General features: G+C 73.4%; 2 protein-coding genes. Both read left to right on the forward strand.

The features are described 5' to 3' along the window. The coding region (locus tag AC1D01_RS36365) for an ATP-binding protein (protein WP_477874621.1) at positions 1-202 on the forward strand (202 nt) is incomplete at its 5' end. Beyond that, positions 202-897 carry a two-component system response regulator KdpE gene (gene kdpE / locus AC1D01_RS36370; protein ID WP_477874623.1) on the forward strand — a complete coding sequence of 232 codons (696 nt, stop codon included), beginning with the start codon at positions 202-204 and terminating at the stop codon, positions 895-897. The genes AC1D01_RS36365 and kdpE, both read left to right, overlap by 1 nt. Positions 898-993: the final 96 nt, after the last annotated feature.

The following is a 993-nucleotide window of genomic DNA, read 5'->3' on the forward strand; positions in this document are numbered from 1 at the left end:
CTTCGAGAAGTTCACCCGCGGCCAGGCCGAATCGGCGACGCCGGGCGTCGGCCTGGGGCTCGCGATCTGCCGCGCCATCGTCGAGGCGCACCGCGGGCGCATCCGCGTCGAGCCCGCGTCCGCGCAGCGGCCGGGGCCGGGCGCGACCTTCACCTTCAGCCTGCCGCTCGGTGCGCCGCCGGCACTCGACCAGGAGACCTGATGTCCACCCCGCTGCCAACCGCCCTGGTGCTCGAGGACGAGCGCGAGATCCGCCAGTTCGTCCGCCTCTCGCTGGAGGGCGAGGGCTGGCAGGTGTTCGAGGCCGGCACCGTGAAGCAGGGCCTGATCGAAGCCGGCACGCGGCGGCCCGACCTGGTGATCGCCGACCTCGGCCTGCCCGACGGCGACGGCATCGACTTCATCCGCCAGCTGCGCACCTGGTCGGGTGTGCCGGTCATCGTGCTGTCGGCACGCACGCAGGAGAGCGAGAAGGTGGCAGCGCTCGATGCCGGGGCCGACGACTTCATCACCAAGCCGTTCGGCACGGCCGAGCTGCTGGCGCGCACGCGCGCCAACCTGCGCCGCATGCGGGCCGGGCGGGCACCGGCCGACGCGGTGKTCCGCTTCGGCGATGTCGAGGTCGACCAGGCGGCGCGCCTGGTGCGCCGGCGCGGCGCCGAGGTGCACCTGACGCCGATCGAGTACCGCCTGCTCGGCGTGCTGATCGGCAACGCCGGYCGGGTGCTGACGCACCCCTACCTGCTGCGCGAGGTGTGGGGGCCGGGGCATGCGCAGAGCACGCACTACCTGCGCGTCTACATGGGCAACCTGCGGCAGAAGCTCGAGGACGACTCGGCGCAGCCGCGCCACATCCTCACCGAGACGGGGGTCGGCTACCGCCTGCTGGTGGAGTGAACCGGTGGGCCGACCTGCGTGCACTGACCCGCGTCCGCAGGGAGCGTCACGACGAAGCGGCTGCCGCAGCCGAGCCCGTCGCTGTGGGCTTCGACC

Source organism: Rhizobacter sp. P3_B12, assembly GCF_056402895.1.